The organism is Brevibacillus sp. HB1.4B (assembly GCF_013284285.1).
Classification (GTDB): domain Bacteria; phylum Bacillota; class Bacilli; order Brevibacillales; family Brevibacillaceae; genus Brevibacillus; species Brevibacillus porteri.
Map to the genome: position 1 here is coordinate 150,243 of NZ_JABSUT010000011.1, position 14,036 is coordinate 164,278.

The window sequence follows — 14,036 nt, forward strand, 5'->3', positions numbered from 1 at the left end:
TCGCACAAAACGACAGCTGTCAGGTTGATACTTAACCTTATTCCCCGTACTGAAAGCCTACAATACGACCGGCTTCATCCACAGAAATGGTGATCCCCTTGCCATCGGCTGGACGGAACGTCACATCTGCTGTCACAAAGCCATAATCGTAGGCTTCAAAAATGGCACCACCACCGCCCTGCTCGACCTTTACCTCTACTTTATACTGGCTCGCTTGATCACCCACCAGCTGTTTCAGGAAAGCGGCTGCTTTCTCTTTTGCCACCTTCTCGGCAGGGAGCTTTTTCGACACCCAATCTGGATTTTGGATCATTACTTTACTCAAATCGTTTGTACGGGTATCCATGATAACGAAAGCTTCTGCTCGAGGGGTCGGACTGTACACCCGTTTTTGCGCTTCAAACATTTTCAGGAGCTGCCAGTTACCGTCGATGCCGTAATCATCATAATCGGAAAACTTTGCAGTGTCTGGGAAAAGCTTCGTCACCTCGACTACTACCTTTTCCACCTCAGGGGAAAACTTGCGCTGCTCCACACCCGCTGGAATGCTCACTTCGAATGTTTTCTCATCGAAAACGGGTTGGAAATCCACCTTGTCTACGGTGTACGAAAACGCTTGCGCTTGATTGTGGATGAAGGTGCGTTTGAGCAGCAGCCCTGTTTCTTTATCGATCCACAGGTCATCCTGGTAATGGTGAAGCTTGCCATCGATTTTCGCCTCTTCTTTTTTGACCACGTGATACACGGCTCGATTCAACAGTTGTGCTTCCTTCACAGTGATCGCCACCTTCGAATCTGGCAACGCTACTTTCAAGCGCTGTAGCTCTCGCTTCGTCTTGTTGATTTCATTATCGTATGTGCCAATGGTTGCGGAGTGGACAAATCCTCTGCCGCCTTCCTGATACGCCGCCACCTGTCCTGACTTCCCTACGGCATGCTGAACCCTTTTCCCGTCTGAGATTTCCTCTCTCCATTCTCCTTTGATCGTGTTATCCCATGTTTTTGCCTTTTGGGTCTCGGTGCCCTGCTTCGCTTTCGATGTGTGCGTGGATTCGATGTACATGGAGACAGGCTGTTTTTTGTCCATTTCTTTGACGAGCTGATCAAAAGTGATCGCTTGCGCTGTATTCGCAGCGACTACCATGTTAGTTTGCGCTTGTGCGCTCCCCAATGGGGATACCGCTGAGAGAAAGAGTACTGCCATGCTAACGGTAACAAGTGCTTGCTTTTTCATGTCCGTTCATCCTTTCGACTCGTTGATTGCTGTTCACTTGTTACGATCCTTGTCATGCACAGCTTGTGACACAAACCCCTAAATAAATATGTTTTTCAAATTTCTGTCACGTTTTTCTCCCCGGCAGGATCATCCCTTTTAGCAAATCGCTAGAATACATAGGGAGAACAATTCACATGAAATTTCAAATGGTCAACCACGCTTCATTTCTATGGGAACACGATTCCATCAAATTATTGACCGATCCTTGGCTTACGGGAACTGCCTTTGATAACGGCTGGGGCTTGTTAGCCAAGACCCACTTCACCTCTGAGCATTTTGCCGAGATTACGCATATATGGTTTTCTCATGAGCATCCGGATCATTTTCATCCACAGAGCCTGCGAACCATACCCGAGGAGTATCGCAAGCGAATCACAATCCTCTACCAGCAGTCAGCCGATAAAAAAGTAATCGAATGGTGCCGTGCTTTTGGCTTTCAGCAAGTCATTGAGCTCTCCCGGGACGAATGGTACTCCTTGTCCGACGATGTCTCTGTCTTGTGTCGGCCGTTTCCTGTCGGCGATTCGTGGCTATGCATCAAGACGGCTGACATGACGATCTTGAACCTGAACGATTGCGAGGTCAGCACCACACAAGAAGCCAAGGATATCCTAAACCATGTCGGTGACATCGATCTATTATGGACGCAATTCTCGTATGCAGGCTGGGCGGGGAACAAGGAAGACTTCCTACTCCGTAAAAAACGAGCCATGGAAAAGCTCGCCCGGGTGAGAAAACAGGTGGAAGTCCTTCAACCTCTCTACGTGATTCCCTTCGCCAGCTTCGCCTGGTTTTGTCACGAGGAAAACTATTACATGAATGATGCAATCAATAAAGTAGACACTGTGTACCGCCTCCTGCAAGAAGAAACGGATGCCGAACCCATTATTTTGTATCCCGGGGATACGTGGACGCCACATGAAGCTCATGATCCTGCGAAGGCGCTCGCCCTCTACGCACGAGACTATGAGAAGATGGCTTCCTCTCCTACTCTTCTTTCTTCTGTCAAAATCGAATGGGACAAGCTCACGCGTGCTGGCTTGGACTTCAAGCAACAGATTCGGAAAAATAATCATTCGCTGTTTCTCTCTATCGTTAGGCCCGTTACCTTTTATTTGTCAGACTATCAAAAGACCTTTCGCTTTTCCCTAGCAGATGGGTTGATCGAATCCCCATGCGATCCAGTCAATTGTGATGTGGAACTGTCATCTGAGGCCCTGCATTATTGCTTCACCCATTTGTGGGGTTGGAGTACGCTGCGCATCAATGGCAGACTACAAGCGCCGAAAGGTCGGAATGCCTGTTTTAAGCGCTTTGTCTTGCTCGGACATGTTGCACAACTGAACAATTTCGGTATTTATATGGGATGGAACTGGGCATTTGTCCGTTTTGCGGTTCAATATTTGGGAGAGAAGATTCGTAACCGCTATATTACGACAAACAATATATGAAAATAGGAAAATACACCCATTTTATTTTTGTTTGAATGGGTGTATTTAGTCCTAGTACCCTTGATTATGTAAGAGAGGAGGTTTTTGTTGGAATATTCACAATTAACCTACCCTATTTCCAGTATTATACACCCCATGATAGAATCGGAAAGGAAATTCCGTAGTTTTCCAATTATGTATAAAAAGGTGGATCTATTCAGATGAAAAAACTAGTATCCGTAGCTTTGTTGCTCTCCATTTTGGCTGTCTCTGCTTGTTCGAACAAGCCAGCTGATACAAAGCCAGCTGAGCAAAATGCAGCACAAACCACAGAAGCCGCTAAAACAACTGATGCTCCAAAAACAGATTCGGCTACACCAGCGCCAGCTGCAACAAACGACAAGCTGGAAGCGAAAAAGGTTCTGAACGACAAAGTGGAAATCTTGATTCCAAAAGGCTTTACTGTCATGTCCGAAGAGATGGCAAAAGCAAAATACCCAACGGAAAATCGTCCTTCCTTGATTTATACCGATGAAAAAGGTTCCATTAACATTGCGTTTAGCCATACAGAAACACCTATTCAGGACAGCCTTCTCAAAGACATGAAGGACCCAATGAAAGAAGCGTTCTCCAACATGTACCAAGATGCGACCTGGTATCGCGATGAAGTCATCCAAATCAACGGGAAAAACGTTGGTGTGTTCGAGATGCTGACTCCTGCTGCTGATACGAAAATTTACAACCTCATTTTCTTTACAGAGCTCGATGGCAAAATGCTGATGACCACTTTCAATTGCACCGAAGCACAAATGGAAGAGTGGAAGCCGCTTGCGCAAGAAATTTTGATGTCTTATAAAGTGCAATAAGGAAACAACGATTCCCCCTCATAGAGTAAAAGCACCCTTCCATGGGTGCTTTTTTAGTTTTTTCTTTTTGCTGCATCCAACTCTTTCTTCCGACGAAGCAAAGCCTCCCGAGAAGGATACGGATTGGGAAACTGCAATGCTCGCTCGATGGATTGAAAAGCTTGAGCATGCATCCCTGCTTTTCTTTGCGCGTCACCTAGGTAGTACCAATACCTCGCCGAATCGCGCTCTTCTAGGACAGACTCATAGTAGGTAACCATCTTCTGAAAATAATAGGGATAGACATCGTCTGCGATTACCAAATTTCCTGCGTCCCACCTATACACCTCTACTTGAAACGCTTTTCCGCTATCATGTAGCCACAGCGCAAGCTCAGCGTTGCCATCCGTTCCATTAACCCCCGGCATGTCTTCCACCTCAACCCTGCTTGCTCGAGTCTCCTGATGGAGCATGTGCATAAATCCATTCGCCGTCCACTGCAAAATATCTATATTCGACCATACCCCGCCTATTTGCCACCCAATCAATAAGCTATTCATTTGGGCATCGACAATGGGAGCAGCCAATAAATCGGAAACCGTATAACCTTGTCCTTTGAAATTGCCGATTGGATGCCAGCGATTCTCATCCTGCTTGGCGACCATGACGTACATTTCGCCCTGGTTGCGATAAACACAGGCTATTTCCTGATGATTATCTCCATCGAGATCAGCGATGATAACAGCTGGTTGATCGTGCGGCTTTGGCATGACTACTAGTTCTGCCGTAGGAGGTAACAAGCTCTTTATGATGCTCCAATGCTGCGTTCCGATTCGCTTCATATTGGTCTCACCCATCTTTCCAGTCTCATCAAAATATATGCTACTTTTTTCACCACATGCTCTCAGTATCCACGCTTGCACTCGCTCACAAATAAAAATAGACATTTCATTTAATTGTCTATTATAATCAAAACAATAATCGCTGACGTTTGCATTTATTTTAAAGGAGGCCTATCATGAACCAGTTTGAAAACAAAGTAGCCGTTATTACTGGAGCCGCCAGTGGTATTGGTCGCGCATTGGCAATGCGCTGTGCTGAGGAGCAGATGAAGGTTGTTCTTGCCGATGTAGAAGTAGCGGCGCTCCAACGAGTAGAGCAGGAGTTAAAGGCAGCAGGAGCAACTGTCCTCGCCGTTATAACGGACGTTAGCAAAGAAAAAGATATCCAGGAGCTTGCACAGAAAACGCTAGACTCGTTCGGTGCTGTCCATCTATTGTTCAACAATGCAGGGGTTGGGGCAGGCTCGACAATCTGGCAAAGCACCGTCGCTGATTGGCAATGGGTCATGAATGTGAACTTGTGGGGAGCTATTCACGCTACACAAATTTTCGTACCCATGATGTTAAAACAAGGGACTGAATGCCACATCGTGAACACCGCCTCTCTCGCTGGCCTTGAATCCGGACCAGGGAATAGCATTTATCGTGTAAGTAAGCATGCGCTAGTCAGTCTGTCGGAAACCCTCTACCACGAATTGAAAATGATCCAAGCCAAAATCGGTGTTTCCGTTTTATGCCCCGGCTTTGTTCAGACGCAAATATGTGACGCCCATCGCAATCGTCCAGCCGAGTACAGCAAACCAGGAGATATCGTGGAGCCCTCACCAATGACTACCGCCATCGACCAGTTCATTCGTTCAGGTGTCGAGCAAGGAATTTCTCCGAAAGAAGTAGCTGATCACACCTTCCTGGCGATCAAGAGCAATCGCTTTTACATTTTGCCAGATCCCTCGTATAAAGAGACTGTGCGTCAGCGAATGGAAGATATTTTGAACCAGCATAACCCGACATTCGTGATTCCCTCGCATATTTAACTCCCAACGAAAAATGCGATTCAAACCAAAAAGCCACGCTCTCAAAGGAACGTGGCTCTAGTTTTACCTATTCTGTTAATTCTCGATCCCGTAAAGAAACCAAAATCACGAATCCAATCATCACCTCTGTAATGTTAAACGCTACCTGCTGACCATTCCATACTTGTGATTGCCACATGGCGAACCACTCTGCACCCACAATTGCAAATCCGAAAAACCAGATACAAAAAGCAACCATGTAAGCGATGTATGCGAATGTTTTAGAGTTATTGAACGTTTTTGCATCCTTCTTTACATTCCGCAGCATATTTCCTGTAGCGATCCAACCAAAAAGTGAGAACAATCCTTCTGCAATGATGATTCCGATATAAGCTATGGTGTGAGCAGTAGGATCAGTAATCGCTCGCCACATAAGTGCGTTACCCTCAAACGTGGTATCCATGGACAGAACATGTTGAACAAATTGATAATTGGAATGGTAGTCCATAAGATTCCCTAAGAAAATGGACGTCCCAAATGCTGCGGATAGTGCTACAACTAAAACCTTTACATACCGTAACGTCAAATTACTCAATGCTGATCACGCCTCTTTTCCCTCACTTTGTGTCTTTACTCATTCTCGATTGGATTGACACACCCTTTCTCTTTGCAAGAAAAATCTATCTATTTTCATCACGAGTATTCATCACCACCAGATGGAAACCTAATCATACTCATTCGGAAATGAAACCATCCAATTCATCATTTTTTTACCCATCCATGTTCAACAGTTTGGAACGGTTTTGTCACATGTATTTTTCTTAACAATGTTATGATGAAATGGATTCCCCCCATATAACAAACAATGAATATGTGCAAGGTTGTGATTATCATTTGGAAGCCTGATCGGTCGAGCAGTCAAACACTATACCACCAAATAGCCGATGAGATTGAACGCAGAATTTCATATGGAGAGTTCCCCCCTGGGAGCCTGCTCCCTTCTGAGAGAAAATTGGCTGAGCAATTAGGGGTAAACCGAAGCACTGTTATTTTAGCGTACGAGGAGCTTCGGGCATTAGGCATCATCGAGAGCAGAACAGGAAGCGGTACTCGTGTGAGTAAAAATAAATGGGAGGCAACTCCGAAGCATACACCGAACTGGCATCGATATGTAGAAGGTGGTCAATTCCTCCCGAATTTGTCTTATCTGCGGCGGATCAGAGAGGCCTTGCAAAAAGACAGCAGCCTCATCGATTTTGCGAGTGGAGAATTGTCTTCCCAGCTCTCACCAGGCACGGAAATCAGTACCCTGATGAAGGAAAACCCCTTCACCGAATATTTGGGATACGACAATCCACAAGGCTTTACGCCTTTGCGTGAAGAGCTGGTCTCGTATTTGTCACGATATCGGAATGTGCAGACAACCGACTCTTCCATTCTCATCACGTCGGGTTCTCAACAATCTCTGTATTTGATCACACAATGTCTGCTTGCACCCGGCGATGCAGTTGCCATCGAAGATCCCTCTTATTGTTACTCGTTGCCTATGTTTCAATCTGCTGGCCTTCGTCTGTTCCGCCTTCCTGTCAGCAATAACGGTATCGATCCAGAAGATATTCGTGCCTTGTATAAAAAACATCGGATCAAGATGATCTTTATCAATCCTACTTTTCAAAACCCGACAGGGGTTTGTCTTGATCCCACTCGGCGCACGCAGCTGTTGGATGTAGCAAGCGAACTCGGTCTTCCGATTGTCGAGGACGATCCTTTCAGTCTGACTTCCTATGACGGCAAGCCTCCACTGCCACTCAAATCATTGGATCAGCTTGGCTCCGTTGTCTACATTGGTTCCTTTTCCAAAATTGCTGCATCCGGTTTACGCGTCGGTTGGATGGTAGCACCTCATTCCGTTGTCGAACGTTTGGCAGATGCCCGCCAACAGATGGATTTTGGCCTGAGCGTGGTGCCACAAAAAATCGCGGCCCAGTTTTTGCATTCCGATAACTTCCTGCCACATTTAGAGCGGTTACGTATGCATCTACAATACAGAAGAGATTTGCTTGTGGAGGCACTGCAAAAAGAGCTGCCCAATGAGCTGTCTTTCACCGTTCCCCAAGGCGGATTACACTTGTGGTGTAAAATTAACCCGGATGTGAACGACAACCACTTATTTGAAGAAGCCCTTCGCAGAGGCGTCGTCTTTGTGCCAGGCAGTGTGTATGGTTCAGACTCCGGCTACATTCGCTTTACCTATGCACGACCAAAAGAAGAGGAAATTACGCTTGGTGTCACTAAATTTGCGGCTGCTTTGAAGGCTGTTTTGACATAAAGATGGTGGTCCGCCAACGATTGTGGTCGGGGGAAGCCCTGCCACATGTTTTCCAGTCGCCTGTATCCTCTCTACGTTCGGGCGGTCTCCTTCCAAACATGTGACAGGACTTTCGTACAGCTTTTGTTTCTTTCAAGCTATTAGAGTGTAGTAAGTTTTAATTCTCTTTTTACTACTTGGATTTACCTTAAAGGATATTTGCCAAAGCTACGCAGGAAGAAGCGCATTTCCAGTCCAAGCGCCTCTGGAGCCCATCCCAGCACCGGAATAAATGGCGGGGAATTTCAGCTTCACTTATGGAATACTTCTTCGAAACTTCTACGTTTGAAGCGCTCCCGCCATTTATTCCGGTGCGGACAGTCAAATCCCCCCTTGCGGGGCGTAGGCCGAAGCGTAGACTGGAAATGCGCTTCTTCCCCCACCACAGCAACTACAAAAAAGACCTCCACCGCTTGTATCAAGCAAATGGAGGTCTTTTTATACTATATAAGCTCTACTTCATCCACTTCACATTCTCTTTTTTCTCTTCATTCACCAACAACGTAAAAACATCCGGTCGCGAGTAATGTCCAACGACATCAAAATCGAATTGGCTATAAGCGATATCGCGAATGTCCAGATCAGCGTAGAGAATCTCCTCCCGACCAAAAACAGGCTCGACGATATAGTCACCCAAGGGCCCCACAATCGCACTTCCACCTCTGCTCATCTCGTCTGGCGAAGAGGCAAGATCTTCGTAGCAGGCCAAATCAGTTGGATACATATCTTTTGTTACGTACTGATTGCTCGATAAGACGAAGCATCTGCCTTCCAATGCGATATGGCGGATGGTAGCTTGCCACGCATCCCTCGCATCAGCTGTAGGTGCGATATAGATTTGAACGCCTTTTGCATACATCGCCGCTCGTGCTAGCGGCATATAATTCTCCCAACAAATCAGGGCCCCGATCTTACCGTAAGGAGTATCGAATACCGGCAAAGTACTTCCGTCCCCTTCGCCCCAAATCAACCGTTCGGATGCAGTCGGCTTCAGCTTGCGATGCACGCCGAGCAACTCACCATCAGGACCAAAAAATAAGACGGAACAATATAAGGTGCCGCCGCTATTTTCATTGTCTCTTTCGATCACACCAATGACGAGATACACGCCAGCTTTGCGTGCTGCCTCCCCGAGCTTGTCTGTCTCTTCACTCGGGACGACAATCGAATTGTCCCAATAACGAAACCAGTCTTTGCGACCTTCTGGAGAACGACTGCCTACCTTTGTCCCAAAAGTAAGGCCTCTCGGATACGCCGGGATAAAAGCTTCGGGAAAAACAACGATTTTCGCTCCTTTTTCGCCTGCTTCCAATGTCAGTGAAACCGCCTTTTCCGTACTTCCATCACGATCCATTATGACCGAAGCAGCTTGAACAACTGCTACTCGTACGTTATGTTGCTGAATTGACATGTTACATCCCCTCCCAAATAGAGCATCTGTCTTGCTTTCCTATTATTCGGCGTACCCGACTGACTCCCCTACTCCTGCAACGCTTTCATATCCTCGATAATTTGATTGTAAGGCACGTCCGTCATTCCTTCATAACGGTTAACCACTATTCCCTTTTGATCGACCAAGTATAAAAACGTGTCGTGGACGATTTGATCGGAATTAGGGTCCTTTTCTATCGGAGTCTTGAATGACTTGAGAATAAACGTTTTGATCTCATCAAATCCATAGCCAGTCAATGCATGCCAATTGGAGAAGTCAGCATTGAATTTACCCAGATATGACTTCAATGCCTCCGGCGTATCTCTTTCTGGATCAACCGAGAAGGAAACAAACTCCACATCAACGCCAGCTTCTTTTGCTTTTTTCTGCAATTCAGCCATGTTTGCGGTCATCGTAGGACAAACGGTTCCACAATAAGTAAAGACAAAGTTAGCAACCCATACCTTATTTTCCAGATCTTTCGATGAAAAAGGCTTCCCTTCCTGGTCCGTATAAGCAAATTCATTAACCGGATAGTTGTAATCATATCTTGCTGGACCACACGCAGTTACCAAAATCATCAGGATACTGAGCATGATCAACCAAGCTGTTTTTTTCATTATACCGCTCCTCTCCTATTCCTTTTTCTCAGAGAGCCACTTCGCTAACTGGCCGATTTCTTCGGCGCTGAGTACATTTTCATAACCAGGCATGCCATTTGCGCCGACCGTAATTATTTCAACGAGTTTTTCCTCCGTCATTTTCGAGCCAACTTGCTGCAAGCCTGGACCCACCCTACCGGATAAATCGTTACCGTGACAGCTCATGCAATTATTTTTGTATAGCTTCATCGCACTTTTATCTGCATCTGCAACTTCTGCTTGTTCTTCTGTTGCACCACTGCCACATGCAGTTACGAGCAAGAACAGAGAACTGATCATTAGATACTTGATAGCTTTCATGGAACTCCCTACCCTTCCTACGGGAATGACTATCCCTTACAAAAAGGGACGGCCTGTCGTATCCATTACCATGCACACAAACACAATCATCAAATAATGAATCGAGATGAAAAAATTCGTCTTCGCCCATTTTTCCGTATTCTCCGACACAATCCCAATAATCGTATGCCCCATCCATACCATTCCGAATAGGAAGGAAACAGCGAAAAAGATAATCCCTACGTAACCCAACACATACATAATCGTTACCGTTGGCAATAGCAAAACCACGTACGGAATCATTTGCAGCTTGGTCCGTTTGATCCCCTTCATTACCGGGAGGAGAGGAAATCCAGCTGCTGTATACTCATCTACACGTCTAATGGCAAGCGACCAGAAATGAGCAGGCTGCCACAAGAAGAGCAAAGCGAACAAAAGCCACGCTCCTGCGTCAATCTCATTCGTATAGGCACAATATCCCATCACAGGCGGCATTGCCCCGGACACTCCACCAATGGACGTGCTCCAAGTGGACGTTCTTTTGAGCCACATCGTGTAAACAACTACGTATACGAACATCCCGAATAATCCGAGCCAACCTACTAACGCATTGACTTTATAAAATAGCACCAGCTCTCCCACAAGACCGAGAACCAGGGCGTACAGCAGTACGCCCCCAGGTTTCAGTCGTCCAGTAGCAAGTGGCCGGTCTTTCGTACGAGTCATTTTTTGGTCAAGCTGCCAGTCCCAAATGTTATTTAACACGCAGGACGAAGCCATTGTGAGTGTGGTTCCAATCATCAGCCATAACAAAAGCATCCAATCCGGCTCCCACTTACTCGCTACCCAATACCCACCGAATGCTGCTACCAGATTGAGTTGAAGAATGCGGGGCTTGGTCAGCTGTATCCAATCTGCTAGCATCTCCATCCCCCCGACAAAATGTTGGTCATTATAGGGCGACCATGTTGTACATCATGATCCAAATCGAACCGATCACGATGAGGAATACGATAAACAACCCGAGTAAGAGCGACATCAAGTTGTAACGAGGTTTATCCTCTTCTTTCAGATGCATGAAGAAGAATAACTGGACAATAAACTGGAACAGAGCCGCCACTAAATAGATGATGATTCGCTTATCGCTATCCAACCAACCGTTCTCTAGGGCTAGAATGGGAATGATGGTGAGTACAAGCGACAAGACGAAACCGATCACATACGATTTCAGGGAACCATGACCGCCGTGTTGTTCTGTCGTGCCATGCACAGATTGCTTGCTCAATTAATTCACCCCCATCACATACACGATGGTGAAGACGAAAATCCAAACAATATCAAGGAAATGCCAGAACAAGCTGATAATGTTTACTTTTCGTTTCGTTACGGGTGTAATGCCGCGCTTCGCGATTTGCATGATGACGATGATCATCCACCCTATTCCGAGCGCCACGTGCAAGCCATGCGTTCCTACCAGCGTGTAAAAAGCAGTCAGGAATGCACTCGTGCTAATCGTTGCCCCTTCGCTTACGAGGTGCATGAACTCGTTGATTTCCAGGAACAAGAAGGATGCTCCCAAAAATACGGTAACTCCCAGCCAGTTCATCAACGCAAGACGATTGCCTTTATTCATCGCGAGAATGGCAAGACCGCTCGTAAAGCTACTGGTCAACAAAATAAACGTACTCGCGTAAATACCATTCATTTGAAACAAATCTTTTGGACCTGGTCCACCATCCGTATTTCCTTGCAGTACGATATACGTCGCAAACAAGGTAGCGAATAAGATAACATCCGTCATGAGGTAGATCCAAAAGGCAAACGTGCGCAATTCCTCTTGGTCTGGATGATGATCATGATGTCCAGCATTCACATTAGCCATTACGTAATCACCCTCCCTGCTTCAGCCTCTGTACGTTTAATCTCTTCCACCGTAACGTAATAGTCCGTGTCGTAGTTAAACGAGTGAACAACCATACACGCAAGTACCCCGATAAACCCTGGTACAGCCATCCATAACCAGTCAAAAATCAAACCGAATCCGACAAAGAACCAGAACATGGACATCACGATTGGAATACCGGAGTTTTTCGGCATATGAATCGGTTCCAACTCTACTTTCGCCGGCTTTTCCAAGCCTTGCTCGATGCGCAGCTTTCTTTCATGCCAATCATCTTGAGACGTTACCTGTGGCATTACGGCAAAGTTATAGAACGGAGCTGGAGAAGGAATCGACCACTCCAATGTACGAGCATTCCATGGATCTCCTGTTGTATCTCTCTTCATGTGCTTGAGGCTGTGTGCAATGTCCCAAATTTGGACAAGGAAGGCAGCTCCCATGATTACGGCACCGATCGTCGATACCAGGTTCATTTCGAACCAACCTTTGTCCCATCCGTACGAATAAAGACGACGCGTCATTCCCATCAAGCCCAGCGCGTATTGCGGCATGAAGCACAGATAGAACCCGATGTTCCACAGCCAGAAAGCCCAACGGCCAATACGCTCATTCAGCTTGAAGCCGAAAATCTTCGGCCACCAGTAATACAAGCCCGCGAAGAATCCAAACACGACACCCGCAATAATTACCTGGTGGAAGTGGGCAACGAGGAAGTAGCTATTGTGATACTGGAAGTCAGCAGGTGCCACGGACAGAAGTACACCCGTCATCCCACCGATGACGAAGTTCGGGATAATACCGACCATCCACAGCATCGGCGTTTCAAACGTAATTTTTCCTCGGAACATCGTAAACAACCAGTTAAACACTTTCACACCCGTCGGAATCGCAATCAACATCGTCGTGACCGCGAAGAACGCATTGACGTCCGCACCGGAGCCCATTGTGAAGAAATGGTGCGCCCATACGAGGAACGACAGAACGCTAATGATGATCATGGCAAACACCATGGATTTGTAACCAAACAGTTTTTTCCGAGAGAACGTCGCCACGATCTCGGAGAAAATCCCGAACGCTGGCAGAACGATAATGTAAACTTCCGGGTGACCCCACATCCAAATCAAGTTGATGTACATCATCGGGTTACCGCCGCCATCCAAGGTAAAGAAGTGCCCACCCAAATAGCGGTCGATAAACAGCAGTGCCAATGTAACAGTCAAGATTGGGAATGCGAAAACGATTGCGATACAACTCGACAAAACTGACCAGGAAAACATCGGCATTTTCATCAACGTCATACCAGGAGCACGCACTTTCAAAATCGTCACAATAAAGTTAATCCCGGTCATCAAACTACCTATACCCGAGATCTGAATTCCCCAAATGTAGAAATCCTGACCTGGTCCCGGGTTAAAAGCTAACTCCGAATACGGCGGATAAGCCAGCCATCCTGCATCCGGGGAACCCCCAATGACGAAGGACAAGTTAAACAGCATCGCCCCTGAGAAAAACAGCCAGAAGCTGAGCGCATTCAAAAACGGAAAGGCTACGTCACGTGCACCGAGTTGCAGCGGCACGATGACATTGAACAAGCCAAACATAAGCGGCATCGCCATAAACAGAATCATAATGACGCCATGCGTCGTAAAAATCTGGTTATAGTGATCCCCACTCAAAAACTGCATATCAGGCATAGCGAGCTGAGCCCGCATCAGGAGAGCATCTACCCCTCCTCGAAACAGCATGAGAACGGAAGCGAGAATGTACATGATACCGATCTTCTTGTGATCGACAGTTGTCAGCCATTCGCGCCAGAGCCATCCCCATTTTTTAAAGTAAGTCAGCACCGATACGATTGCGATGATACTAAGCACAATGCTGACGTCCGCACCGTAAATAAGTGGATCGCCTGTTACGAAAAATTCAGAGGCGAATTCTTTCACACTCTCCCACATCGTTGTCTCTCTCCTCCCTCTTTCAATTTCAACC

14 protein-coding genes are annotated in these 14,036 nt (G+C 46.5%); 4 read left to right on the forward strand and 10 right to left on the reverse strand.

What is annotated here, in order from left to right; translation table 11 throughout:
• Window positions 1-37: 37 nt before the first annotated feature.
• Window positions 38-1,234, reverse strand: coding sequence for a hypothetical protein (locus HP398_RS24265; RefSeq protein WP_173623879.1), 1,197 nt, complete (start codon window positions 1,232-1,234; stop codon window positions 38-40).
• 176 nt (window positions 1,235-1,410) lie between these two features.
• On the opposite strand from HP398_RS24265, the gene HP398_RS24270 reads away from it, so the two are divergent.
• Both HP398_RS24270 and HP398_RS24275 read left to right on the forward strand, forming a co-directional pair.
• Complete coding sequence (locus tag HP398_RS24270; RefSeq protein WP_173623880.1) at window positions 1,411-2,727, forward strand: MBL fold metallo-hydrolase; 1,317 nt, start codon at window positions 1,411-1,413, stop codon at window positions 2,725-2,727.
• Window positions 2,728-2,927: 200 nt separating this feature from the next.
• A complete protein-coding gene (locus HP398_RS24275) occupies window positions 2,928-3,572 on the forward strand; it encodes a hypothetical protein (protein WP_017251743.1) in 645 nt (214 codons plus the stop codon).
• Window positions 3,573-3,625: 53 nt separating this feature from the next.
• Here the strand turns inward: HP398_RS24275 and HP398_RS24280 are convergent, their stop codons facing one another.
• A complete protein-coding gene (locus HP398_RS24280) occupies window positions 3,626-4,408 on the reverse strand; it encodes a tetratricopeptide repeat protein (protein ID WP_173623881.1) in 783 nt (260 codons plus the stop codon).
• A gap of 161 nt (window positions 4,409-4,569) precedes the next feature.
• On the opposite strand from HP398_RS24280, the gene HP398_RS24285 reads away from it, so the two are divergent.
• Complete coding sequence (locus HP398_RS24285) at window positions 4,570-5,427, forward strand: SDR family NAD(P)-dependent oxidoreductase (RefSeq protein ID WP_017251741.1); 858 nt, start codon at window positions 4,570-4,572, stop codon at window positions 5,425-5,427.
• A gap of 67 nt (window positions 5,428-5,494) precedes the next feature.
• On the opposite strand, the gene HP398_RS24290 is transcribed toward HP398_RS24285, so the two are convergent.
• Window positions 5,495-6,001, reverse strand: a complete 507-nt coding sequence (locus HP398_RS24290) for a DUF2165 family protein (RefSeq protein ID WP_017251740.1) — start codon at window positions 5,999-6,001, stop codon at window positions 5,495-5,497.
• Between the two features lie 270 nt (window positions 6,002-6,271).
• On the opposite strand from HP398_RS24290, the gene pdxR reads away from it, so the two are divergent.
• Window positions 6,272-7,735 (forward strand): MocR-like pyridoxine biosynthesis transcription factor PdxR, encoded by a 1,464-nt coding sequence (gene pdxR / locus HP398_RS24295; protein ID WP_173623882.1) that lies wholly within the window; start codon window positions 6,272-6,274, stop codon window positions 7,733-7,735.
• A 493-nt stretch (window positions 7,736-8,228) separates the two neighbouring features.
• On the opposite strand, the gene HP398_RS24300 is transcribed toward pdxR, so the two are convergent.
• From HP398_RS24300 to HP398_RS24330, 7 genes are all read right to left on the reverse strand, one after another.
• Entirely contained in the window at window positions 8,229-9,185 is a 957-nt protein-coding gene (locus HP398_RS24300) for a carbon-nitrogen hydrolase family protein (RefSeq protein WP_017251738.1), read from the reverse strand.
• A 68-nt stretch (window positions 9,186-9,253) separates the two neighbouring features.
• Entirely contained in the window at window positions 9,254-9,826 is a 573-nt protein-coding gene (locus tag HP398_RS24305) for an SCO family protein (protein ID WP_173623883.1), read from the reverse strand.
• 15 nt (window positions 9,827-9,841) lie between these two features.
• Complete coding sequence (locus HP398_RS24310) at window positions 9,842-10,168, reverse strand: c-type cytochrome (RefSeq protein WP_017251736.1); 327 nt, start codon at window positions 10,166-10,168, stop codon at window positions 9,842-9,844.
• A gap of 36 nt (window positions 10,169-10,204) precedes the next feature.
• Window positions 10,205-11,071, reverse strand: a complete 867-nt coding sequence (gene cyoE, locus HP398_RS24315) for a heme o synthase (protein ID WP_173623884.1) — start codon at window positions 11,069-11,071, stop codon at window positions 10,205-10,207.
• A 28-nt stretch (window positions 11,072-11,099) separates the two neighbouring features.
• Window positions 11,100-11,432: a cytochrome o ubiquinol oxidase subunit IV gene (gene cyoD / locus HP398_RS24320; RefSeq protein ID WP_017251734.1), complete on the reverse strand. Its 333-nt coding sequence runs from the start codon at window positions 11,430-11,432 to the stop codon at window positions 11,100-11,102.
• Window positions 11,433-12,029 carry a cytochrome o ubiquinol oxidase subunit III gene (gene cyoC / locus HP398_RS24325; protein WP_017251733.1) on the reverse strand — a complete coding sequence of 199 codons (597 nt, stop codon included), beginning with the start codon at window positions 12,027-12,029 and terminating at the stop codon, window positions 11,433-11,435.
• The gene (locus HP398_RS24330; protein ID WP_017251732.1) at window positions 12,029-14,002 is read right to left on the reverse strand and encodes a cbb3-type cytochrome c oxidase subunit I; all 1,974 of its coding nucleotides are present in this window, start codon (window positions 14,000-14,002) and stop codon (window positions 12,029-12,031) included. The genes cyoC and HP398_RS24330 overlap by 1 nt, the downstream gene beginning before the upstream one ends.
• Between the last annotated feature and the right edge of the window lie 34 nt (window positions 14,003-14,036).

Excerpts from the sequence above, each read along its gene's own strand:
- cyoE (WP_173623884.1), bottom strand. The coding sequence starts at position 11,071 with ATGCTAGCAGATTGGATACAGCTGACCAAGCCCCGCATTCTTCAACTC.
- HP398_RS24275 (WP_017251743.1), top strand. The coding sequence starts at position 2,928 with ATGAAAAAACTAGTATCCGTAGCTTTGTTGCTCTCCATTTTGGCTGTC.
- pdxR (WP_173623882.1), top strand. The coding sequence starts at position 6,272 with ATGAATATGTGCAAGGTTGTGATTATCATTTGGAAGCCTGATCGGTCG.
- HP398_RS24310 (WP_017251736.1), bottom strand. The coding sequence starts at position 10,168 with ATGAAAGCTATCAAGTATCTAATGATCAGTTCTCTGTTCTTGCTCGTA.
- HP398_RS24300 (WP_017251738.1), bottom strand. The coding sequence starts at position 9,185 with ATGTCAATTCAGCAACATAACGTACGAGTAGCAGTTGTTCAAGCTGCT.
- HP398_RS24305 (WP_173623883.1), bottom strand. The coding sequence starts at position 9,826 with ATGAAAAAAACAGCTTGGTTGATCATGCTCAGTATCCTGATGATTTTG.
- HP398_RS24330 (WP_017251732.1), bottom strand. The coding sequence starts at position 14,002 with ATGTGGGAGAGTGTGAAAGAATTCGCCTCTGAATTTTTCGTAACAGGC.
- HP398_RS24270 (WP_173623880.1), top strand. The coding sequence starts at position 1,411 with ATGAAATTTCAAATGGTCAACCACGCTTCATTTCTATGGGAACACGAT.
- HP398_RS24285 (WP_017251741.1), top strand. The coding sequence starts at position 4,570 with ATGAACCAGTTTGAAAACAAAGTAGCCGTTATTACTGGAGCCGCCAGT.
- cyoC (WP_017251733.1), bottom strand. The coding sequence starts at position 12,029 with ATGGCTAATGTGAATGCTGGACATCATGATCATCATCCAGACCAAGAG.
- HP398_RS24265 (WP_173623879.1), bottom strand. The coding sequence starts at position 1,234 with ATGAAAAAGCAAGCACTTGTTACCGTTAGCATGGCAGTACTCTTTCTC.
- HP398_RS24280 (WP_173623881.1), bottom strand. The coding sequence starts at position 4,408 with ATGGGTGAGACCAATATGAAGCGAATCGGAACGCAGCATTGGAGCATC.